This window comes from Kitasatospora sp. NPDC004240 (assembly GCF_053603215.1).
Genome location: NZ_JBSGFD010000270.1, coordinates 1 through 9,199 on the forward strand (window position 1 = coordinate 1; position 9,199 = coordinate 9,199).

8 protein-coding genes and 1 pseudogene are annotated in these 9,199 nt (G+C 72.7%); 3 read left to right on the plus strand and 6 right to left on the minus strand.

Annotated features, from left to right (window positions below; translation table 11 throughout):
- A pseudogene (locus tag ACWEQL_RS38465) lies at positions 1-88 on the plus strand (DUF4865 family protein); the annotation flags it as partial.
- 176 nt (positions 89-264) lie between these two features.
- Here ACWEQL_RS38465 and ACWEQL_RS38470 read toward each other — a convergent pair.
- The 5 genes from ACWEQL_RS38470 to ACWEQL_RS38490 are packed head-to-tail and all read right to left on the minus strand — an operon-like array spanning position 265 to position 5,935.
- Complete coding sequence (locus ACWEQL_RS38470; RefSeq protein WP_452155597.1) at positions 265-1,233, minus strand: ABC transporter ATP-binding protein; 969 nt, start codon at positions 1,231-1,233, stop codon at positions 265-267.
- Positions 1,230-2,231 (minus strand): ABC transporter ATP-binding protein, encoded by a 1,002-nt coding sequence (locus tag ACWEQL_RS38475; RefSeq protein ID WP_452155599.1) that lies wholly within the window; start codon positions 2,229-2,231, stop codon positions 1,230-1,232. The genes ACWEQL_RS38470 and ACWEQL_RS38475 overlap by 4 nt, the downstream gene beginning before the upstream one ends.
- Positions 2,231-3,217, minus strand: a complete 987-nt coding sequence (locus ACWEQL_RS38480) for an ABC transporter permease (RefSeq protein WP_452155601.1) — start codon at positions 3,215-3,217, stop codon at positions 2,231-2,233. The genes ACWEQL_RS38475 and ACWEQL_RS38480 overlap by 1 nt, the downstream gene beginning before the upstream one ends.
- The gene (locus tag ACWEQL_RS38485) at positions 3,214-4,173 is read right to left on the minus strand and encodes an ABC transporter permease (protein WP_452155603.1); all 960 of its coding nucleotides are present in this window, start codon (positions 4,171-4,173) and stop codon (positions 3,214-3,216) included. The genes ACWEQL_RS38480 and ACWEQL_RS38485 overlap by 4 nt, the downstream gene beginning before the upstream one ends.
- A gap of 13 nt (positions 4,174-4,186) precedes the next feature.
- Entirely contained in the window at positions 4,187-5,935 is a 1,749-nt protein-coding gene (locus ACWEQL_RS38490) for an ABC transporter substrate-binding protein (protein WP_452155605.1), read from the minus strand.
- A 218-nt stretch (positions 5,936-6,153) separates the two neighbouring features.
- On the opposite strand from ACWEQL_RS38490, the gene ACWEQL_RS38495 reads away from it, so the two are divergent.
- Positions 6,154-7,638 (plus strand): aminopeptidase P family protein, encoded by a 1,485-nt coding sequence (locus ACWEQL_RS38495; protein WP_452155607.1) that lies wholly within the window; start codon positions 6,154-6,156, stop codon positions 7,636-7,638.
- A gap of 95 nt (positions 7,639-7,733) precedes the next feature.
- A complete protein-coding gene (locus tag ACWEQL_RS38500) occupies positions 7,734-8,744 on the plus strand; it encodes an NAD-dependent epimerase/dehydratase family protein (protein WP_452155609.1) in 1,011 nt (336 codons plus the stop codon).
- Positions 8,745-8,768: 24 nt separating this feature from the next.
- Here the strand turns inward: ACWEQL_RS38500 and ACWEQL_RS38505 are convergent, their stop codons facing one another.
- Positions 8,769-9,104: a nitronate monooxygenase gene (locus tag ACWEQL_RS38505; protein ID WP_452155611.1), complete on the minus strand. Its 336-nt coding sequence runs from the start codon at positions 9,102-9,104 to the stop codon at positions 8,769-8,771.
- Positions 9,105-9,199: the final 95 nt, after the last annotated feature.

The window sequence follows — 9,199 nt, forward strand, 5'->3', positions numbered from 1 at the left end:
CGTCGCCGGATCGCCCGTCAACCAGTACGCGCCGCTCTACCTGTGGCGCACCGCCGAGGGCATGAACGGCTTCCTCTGGGGCCCCGGCTAGCGCGAGACCCGGTCGGACGCGGCCCTCGTGAGGTTCCCCGCCGCGTCCGACCGGGGGTCGGTTCGAGGACCGGTGAACGGTCCTCGGGCTGGAGCCGTACCGCCTGGCGTGGGGGAGCCGGGCGGTACGGCGGTTCGTGGGGGACGGTTTGTCGCGCAGGTTTCCTGCGGTGCTCAGGCCTCCGGGAAGTGGCAGGCGGCCTGACGGCTGCCCGGACCGGCGATCCGCAGCAGCGGCCGTTCGGTGCGGCAGAGCTCCTGCGCCTTCGGGCAGCGCGGGTGGAAGGTGCAGCCGGACGGCGGGCTGGCCGGGCTCGGCGGGTCGCCGAGCAGCACGATCCGCTCCCGGGCGCGTTCGGCGGCCGGGTCGGGCAGCGGTACGGCCGACAGCAGCGCCCGGGTGTAGGGGTGCGCCGGGTTGCCGTACACCTCGTGCTTGTCGCCGATCTCCACGATCCGGCCGAGGTACATCACCGCGACCCGGTCGCAGACCCGCTTGACCACCGAGAGGTCGTGCGCGATGAAGATGTACGCCAGGCCCAGTTCCTCCTGGAGGCGCTCCATCAGGTTGACCACCTGGGCCTGGATGGAGACGTCCAGGGCGGAGACCGGCTCGTCGGCGACGACCAGCCGCGGCGAGGTGGCCAGCGAGCGGGCGATGCCGATGCGCTGCGCCTGGCCGCCGGAGAACTCGTGCGGATAGCGGTCCAGGTGCTCGGGGATCAGGCCGACCAGTTCCATCAGCTCGGCGGCCCGGGTGCGGGCCTCCTCGGCGCCGGTCCCCTGCACCAGCAGCGGTTCGGAGATGATCCGGGCCACCGTCTGGCGGGGGTTGAGCGAGGAGTAGGGGTCCTGGAAGACCATCTGGAGGTGCCGGCGGTGGGGCCGCAGCTCCTTCTGGGAGAGTCCGCCGATCTCGGCGCCGTCGAAGGTGACGGTGCCGGAGGTCGGGTCGGTCAGCCGGACGATCATGCGTCCGGTGGTGGACTTGCCGCAGCCGGACTCGCCGACCAGGCCGAGGGTCTCGCCCTTGCCGACGTCGAAGCTGACGCCGTCGACGGCCCGGACCGGGGCGGACTTCCGGCCGCGCCGGCCGGGGAAGGTCTTGACCAGGTCCCGTACGGACAGCAGGGGCTCGGTCATGACGGGGCTCCTTCGGGCACCAGCGGCAGGTGGCAGGCGGCCTGGTGGCCGGCGGACAGCCGGCCGAGCGCGGGGCGTTCGGCCAGGCAGCGGGCGTGTTCCTCGGCGTTCGCGGCGGTGGTGCGGGCGCAGCGGGGGGCGAAGGAGCAGCCGGGGGCGGGGGCGATCAGCGACGGCGGGCTGCCGGGGATGGCCCGCAGCGGGGCGTCGTCGGTGTCGTCCAGGCGGGGCAGGGAGTCCAGCAGGCCCCGGGTGTAGGGGTGCGCCGGGGTGGCGAACAGCCGGTCCACGGGGGCCTGTTCGGCGGCGCGGCCGCCGTACATGACCAGGACCTCGTGGGCGACCCGGGCGACCACGCCGAGGTCGTGGGTGATCATGACGACGCCGAGGCCGCGGTCCTGCTGGATGCGGGCGATCAGGTCGAGGATCTGGGCCTGGACGGTGACGTCCAGGGCGGTGGTGGGCTCGTCGGCGATGAGCAGGTCGGGTTCGCAGGCCAGCGCCATGGCGATCATGACGCGCTGGCGCATGCCGCCGGAGAACTGGTGCGGGTACTCGTCGACGCGGCGGCCGGGTTCGGGGATGCCCACCTCGGCGAGCATGTCGACGGCCCGTTTGCGGGCGGCCTGCCGGTTGGCCCGGAAGTGCACCCGGTAGTGCTCGGCGATCTGCTCGCCGACCGTGTAGAAGGGGTGCAGGCTGGACAGCGGGTCCTGGAAGATCATGGCGATCCGGCGGCCGCGGACGGTGTTGAGCTGCCGCTCGGGCAGGCCGGTCAGCTCCTGGCCGGCGAGCCTGATCGAGCCGCCGACCTTCGCGCCGCGGTGCAGGCCCATGACGGCCAGCGAGGTGACCGACTTGCCGGAGCCGGACTCGCCGACCAGGCCGAGGGTCCGCCCGGACTCGACGGTGAACGAGATGCCGTCCACGGCGCGGACGGTGCCGCGGGGGGTGTCGAAGGACACCGTGAGGTCGTCGACCTCCAGCAGGGCGGTCATCAGTACCTCACTCTCGGGTCGACGTACGCGTAGAGCACGTCGACCAGCAGGTTCGCCGCGACGATGAAGAAGGCCGCGAGCAGGGTGACGCCGAGGATGACGGGCTGGTCGGAGCGGACCAGCGCGTCGTAGAAGAGCCGTCCGACACCGGGCAGCCCGAAGATGGACTCGGTGATGACCGCGCCGGCGAGCAGGCCGCCGAGGTCGATGCCGAGGATGGTGAGGATCGGGGTCATGCCGGCGCGCAGTCCGTGCTTGACGGTGACGGTGCGGCCGGGCATGCCCTTGGCGCGGGCGGTGCGGATGTACGGCTCCGCCATGGTCTCGATCATCGAGTTGCGGCTCTGCCGGGCGTAGGTGGCCGCGTACAGCAGGGCCAGCGCGATCCAGGGCAGCAGCAGGTTGGAGGCCCAGCCGAGCGGGTCGTCGGCCAGTGGGGCGTACTGCGGGTAGGGCAGCAGCTCGGTGGTCCGGACGATCCCCCAGATCAGCATGATCGAGGTGAAGTAGACCGGCAGCGAGGCCGCGGCGACCGAGAACACGGTGAGCGTCCGGTCGGTGAGGGTGCCCTTGCGCAGCGCGGAGACCACGCCGATGCCGAGGCCGATCAGCAGCCAGAGCACGCCGGCGCCGAAGGCCAGCGAGGCGGAGACCGGCATCCGGTCGGCCAGCAGGTCCCACACCGGCAGCGAGTAGTCGTACGAGTAGCCGAGGCAGGGGAACTCGCAGCGGATGGCGGTCGGGCCGGTGCCGTAGTCGCGGCCGGCGAAGATGCCGGTGAGGTAGGCGCCGAACTGCTCCCAGACCGGCTTGTCCAGGCCCATCGCGGCCTTGACCTCCTGCAGCCGCTCGGTGCTGCAGGACTTGCCGCAGGCGGCCGCCGCCGGGTCGTTGGGCAGCAGGTAGAAGATGGTGAAGGTGATCGCGCAGATGGCGAGCAGGACGCCCGCCATGCCGAGCAGCCGCCGTCCGAGGTAGAGGATCACGACCGGCCTCCCCGGGGGTCGAGGATGTCGCGCAGCGCGTCCCCGAGCAGGGTGAACGAGAGCACGGCGAGGAACAGGAAGACCGTGGGGATCAGGAAGTACGTCGGGTCGGTCTCGTAGAAGACGATCGACTCGGCGATCATCTGGCCCCAGGACGGCGTGGGCGGCCGCACCCCGACGCCGAGGTAGCTGAGCGCGGCCTCGGTGCTGATCATGCCGGGGATCAGCAGCGTGGTGTACGCGATGACCGGGCCGGAGACGTTCGGCAGGATCTCGCGGGTGAGGATGCGCCAGGAGCGCGCGCCGCCGACCTTGGCCGCCTCGACGTACTCGCGGTGCTTGAGCGAGAGGGTCTGGCCGCGCACCACGCGGGCGATGCCGGGCCATCCGAAGGCGCCGATGACCACGGTCATCAGCAGGATCCGGTTGACGTCCCTGGCGACCGACATCATCGCGATCATGAAGATCAGCGAGGGGAAGGACATCGTCAGGTCCATCAGCCGGGAGAGCACCGAGTCGATCCGGCCGCCGAAGTAGCCGGCCGCGATGCCGGCCAGGGTGCCGGTGACGACGATCACGGCGGTGGCGACGAAGGCGATCATCAGCGACACCTGGCCGCCGTGCAGCACCCGGGCGAACAGGTCGCGTCCGGTGGCGGGTTCGACGCCGAGCCAGTGGTCGGGGCCGATGCCGCCGAAGTCGCCGATCGGCAGTCCGCCGAGGTACGGGTCGATGGCGGTCTTGTCGAACTCCTCGGCCGTCCAGCCGCCCAGCGCGCTCAGCGGGGCGGCCAGCGCGGTGAGCAGGACGAGCAGGCCGACCATCACCAGGCCGAACCGGGCGGTGCCCCTGGCCCACAGCTGGTCCCAGACCAGCCGCCAGGGGCCACGGCCGGCGGCCTTCGCGGGGCCCGCCGCCGTGAGGGTCACGGCGGCGGGCTCAGTGGTTGAACTCATCGGTGGCGGTCCCTCAGCCCTGGCTCTTCGAGGGGTCCTTGAGACCGATCGTGGCGAAGTCGAACATGCCGGCCCAGCTCGGGTGGCCGTAGGCGCCGGCGATGTTGTCGCCGACCAGCAGGGCGCGGCGCTGCCACAGCAGCGGCACGGCGGGGGCCTTCTTCATGATGTCCTCGTCGAGCTTCAGCCAGGCGGCGTTGGCCTCGTTGACGTCGGACATCGCGTTGATCTGGTCGATCCGGTCCATGGTGGCCTGGTCCCGGAACTGGCTGTAGTTGCCTTGGTTGCCCTTCTCCTTGATGGTGCGGCCGTCGAAGACGAAGGGGGTGAAGGTCGCGCCGGACGGGTAGTCCGGGCACCAGCCGCTCATCGACAGGTTGGGCGCGTTCTTGGTGTCGCCCATCGCGTCGGTGTACGCCGACGGGTCGACGGTGTTGATGGTGACCTCGACGCCCGCCTTGGCCAGCGACTGCTGGATCGCCTCGGCGCGGGTCTTGTCACCGGTGGAGACGGAGAAGGTGACCTTGAGGTCGGACTTGCCGGCCGCCTTCAGCAGCTCCTTGGCCTTGGCCTGGTCGCCGGTGGCCGGGATCTTCAGCGGGTCCAGCTTGGTGCCGCCGGTCAGCGCGGGCGGCAGGTAGGAGGTGGCGACGTCGGTCAGCGCGGGGCCGCCGAACGCGGTGACCTGGGCCTCCTTGTCGACCGCGTACATCATCGCCTCGCGGACCTTCGGGTCGTCGAAGGGCGCCTTGGAGGTGTTCATGAACAGCATGTCGGTACAGCCGGTCATCTCGCCGACCAGGCGGGCCTTGACGTCCGCCTTGGGCAGCACCTTGCCGACCGACTCCGGGCGCATCCACGGGATCTCGACCGCGGAGGCGTCCGCACCGCTGCTGGCGATCAGGCGGTCGTCGACCTGGCCGCCCTTGAGGCCCTGCACCACGACGATCTTGTCCGGGTAGGCCTTGCGGACCTTGTCGGTGCCCGGGTCCCAGTTGGCGTTGCGGACCAGCACCAGCTGCTTGCCGCGGTCGTACGACTCGATCTTGTACGGGCCGGAGGAGAACGGCCGCAGGTCGTACTGGGTGCCCTTCTCCTGCGCCTGCGGGACGGGCGCGAAGGTCGGCAGGGTCGCGGTGTACGAGAACTCGGCGACCGGGCGCTTCAGCTTGAAGACGATCGTCTTGTCGTCCGGCGTCTGGATGCTGTCCAGGTGCTGGCCGGAGAGCGGGCCCTTGTAGTTCTCGCCGCCCGCCAGGTACTGCTGGGCGTAGTCGGGGCCGCCGGTGAGGTCCGGGGAGAAGGAGCGCTCGACGTTGTACTTGATGTCGGCGGACTTGATGGGGCTGCCGTCCTCGTACTTCAGCCCGTCCTTGAGGGTGAACGTCCAGGTCTTGCCGCCGTCCGACGGCCGGCCGACGTCGGTGGCCAGGTCGGGGACGATCTCGCTGCCGCCCTTGCCCGGCTCCGCCTTGAAGGTCACCAGGGTGCGGTAGAGCAGCCGGGTGCCGAAGTCCATGTTCGGCAGGGTCCAGTTGCGGGCCGGGTCGAGGTGGGCGAAGTCCTGGTTGGACAGCACGGTCAGCGTGCCGCCCTTGGTGGGGGTGCCGCCGACGATCGAGCCGGACTCGGCCCCGGGGGCCTTGGTGGAACCGCTGCTGGCGTTTCCGCCGCTCTTCTCGCTCTTGCCGCAGGCCCCGAGGCCGAGCGTGAGGGTCGCTGCGATCGCGGTCGCGATGGCGGCGTGGGTGCGCCTGGTCATGTGCAACTCCGCAGTGGGGGGCCGGACGTGAGGCCCGAGGTTCGCCCCGGGGCTGATCCGGGGCCCACCGGCGGGAGGGCGACCGCTCCGGGTCTAGCCGCTCCGTGGTGTGACCCGTAACATAGTAATGTGAAATTGCACTGCACAAGAGGTGATGCACCCCGTTACCGACCTGTGTCCGTGCGCAGCACCTCCCCCCACCTCGAAGGAGCCCGTCGGTGACCCTCGATCAGCCCGGCCTCAACACCGGCAGCCACGATCTCCCCGTCTCCCCCGCCCTCGACGCCTTCATGGGCACCGCCTGGGCCGCCACCCCGCTGCCCGCCGACGCCAGGGTCCCCGGACACCACGTCACCCCCGCCCGCCGCGCCCGCCTCTCCGCCGCCTTCCCCGGCGAGCGCCTGATCGTCCCGGCCGGCGAGCTCAAGGTCCGCAGCAACGACTGCGATTACCGCTTCCGCCCGCACAGCGCCTACGCCTGGCTCACCGGCCTCACCGGCGAGGACCAGGTCGGCCACGTCCTGGTGCTGGAGCCCACCGGCCCCGAGGGCCACGAGCCCGTCCTCTACCTGCGGCCCCGCTCCCCGCGCGGCGGCTCCGGCCAGGGCTCCACGCGCGGATCCGAGTTCTACCGCGACCGCCGCTACGGCGAGTTCTGGGTCGGCCGCCGCCCCGACCTCACCGAGGCCGCCGACCTCACCGGCATCCGCACCGAACACCTCGACGACCTCGGCAAGCTGCTCTCCGGCCCGCGGCCCGCCACCCGCGTCCTGGCCGGCGTCGACCCCTCCCTCGACGCCGCCACCGAACGGCCCGGCTCCCCCGAGCTGCGCGAGCGCGACGGCGCCCTCGCCACCGCGCTCTCCGAACTGCGCCTGATCAAGGACGCCTGGGAGGTCCAGCAGCTCCAACTCTCCGTCGACCACACCGTGCTGGGCTTCGAGGACGTCGTCCGCGCGCTCCCCGCCGCCCTGCGCCACCGGCGCGGCGAGCGCTGGATCGAGGGCGTCTTCAACCTGCGCGCCCGCGCCGAGGGCAACGGCACCGGCTACGACACCATCGCCGCCTCCGGCGCCCACGCCTGCGTCCTGCACTGGATCCGCAACGACGGCCCGCTCGACGAGTCCCAGCTGCTCCTGCTGGACGCCGGCGTCGAGACCGACACCCTCTACACCGCCGACATCACCCGCACCCTTCCGCTCGGCGGCACCTTCTCCCCCGTCCAGCGCCAGGCGTACGAACTCGTCCTCGCCGCCCAGGACGCCGGCATCGCCGCACTGCGCCCCGGCGCCAGCTTCCGCGACTTCCACCGCGCCGCCATGCGCGTCATCGCCGAGGGCCTCGCCGACTGGGGCGTCCTGCGGATCCCCGCCGAGGAGGCGCTGCGCGAGGACAGCGGCCTGTACCGGCGCTACACCCTGTGCAGCAGCGGCCACATGCTCGGCCTCGACGTCCACGACTGCGCCAAGGCCCGCGCCGAGACCTACCTGGACGGCACCCTGGAGGTCGGCCAGGTCCTCACCGTCGAGCCCGGCCTCTACCTGCAGCCCGACGACGAGACCCTGCCGGTGGAGCTGCGCGGCCTGGGCATCCGGATCGAGGACGACCTCGTCATCACCGAGGACGGCGCGCGGCTCATGTCCGGCGCGCTGCCGCGCACGGTCTCCGGCATCGAGTCCTGGATGGCCTCGCTCCTGGGCTGACCGGCCGTCATGACGCCCTCCCCCGGCGGCTCGCCCGGCTCTGCCGTGGGCTAACCCGTCTTGGCCCCCGGCCCGACCGGTGCTTGAGTTCCCCCATGGACATCCTCGTTCTGGGCGGTACGGCATGGTTGGGCCGGGAGTTGTCCCGGCAGGCGATCGGACGCGGCCACCGCGTCACCTGTCTCGCCCGGGGCGAGAGCGGCGAAGTCGCGGACGGCGCCACCCTGGTGACCGCCGACCGCGCCGACCCCGGCGCCTACCGGCCACTCCTCGACCGCGACTGGGACGCCGTCGTCGAGGTCTCCTGGCAGCCCGGCTTCGTCCGCGACGCCCTGACCGCGCTGGGCGCCCGCGCCCGGCACTGGACCTACGTCTCCTCCGTCAGCGCCTACGCCGAGCACGGCGTCCCGGGCGCGGACGAGTCCACCGCGCTGCTGGCACCGACCCCGCTCGCCGAGGCCGACCGCGAGCTGTACGGCGAGGCCAAGGCCGCCTGCGAGCAGGCCTCGCGGGAGGTCGTCGGCGACCGCCTCCTGATCGCCCGGCCCGGGCTCATCGGCGGCCCCGGCGACCAGAGCGGCCGCTCCGGCTACTGGGCGGCCCGCGCCGCCCGCGACCCCCGCGGTCCCCTGCTCGTCCCCGACACCCCGGACCTGCCCACCCAGGTCATCGACGTCCGCGACCTCGCCGGCTGGCTCCTCGACCGCGCGGAGGCGGGCACCACGGGGACGTACGACGCGGTCGGCCCGGTCCTCCCCCTGGAGAAGTGGATCGGCCTGGCGCGCGACATCGGCGGCCACACCGGGCCGGTCGTCACCGCCGCGTCCGCCTGGCTGCTCGCCAACGACGTCACCCAGTACATGGGACCGGAGTCGCTGCCGCAGTGGCTGGTCGAACCGGGCTGGGAGGGCTGGTCGAACCGCACCGGCGCGGCGGCCCACGCCACCGGCCTGCGGCACCGCCCGCGCGCCGAACTGGTCGCCGACACCCTGGAGTGGGAACGCACCCAGGACCTCGACCGCCCCCGCCGCGCCGGCCTCAGCGCGGAGCGCGAGCGTGAACTGCTGGCACTGCTGGAGGCGGAGGTACGGGGCGCCTCCGGCTGAGCGCGGCTCCCCGCGCGGGCACCGTCACACCCGGGCGGCGGCCCACAACTCCCGTACGAGCTCCGCCGCCGGGCCCGGCCGCGCCGCCGCGTGCGCCGTCCCCGCCCACAGGTGCATCGCCGAGGTGTCGGAGCGCTTCGCCGCGGCCGCCCGCAGCGGCCGGGTCAGGTGGTGCACCTCCGGGTAGGCCGCGGGGGCGTGACCGGAGTGACGGTCGGTGAAGGCGTTGCGCAGGCCCCGGGCCGGGCGGCCGGTGAACGCCCGCGTCACGACCGTGCCGGGCAGGACGGTCAGCGCCTCCCGGTGCGCGGCGGACGCGCCGGACTCGTCCGCGCGCAGCAGCGCCGTCCCCACCTGCATAGGAGGCCCGGGCCGCGGCCGCGGACGAGGATCCGCTCGCGGGCCTGCGGAGGCTGCTGCGGTTCACGCTGGCGCGGGCCCTGGAGGACTCCGGG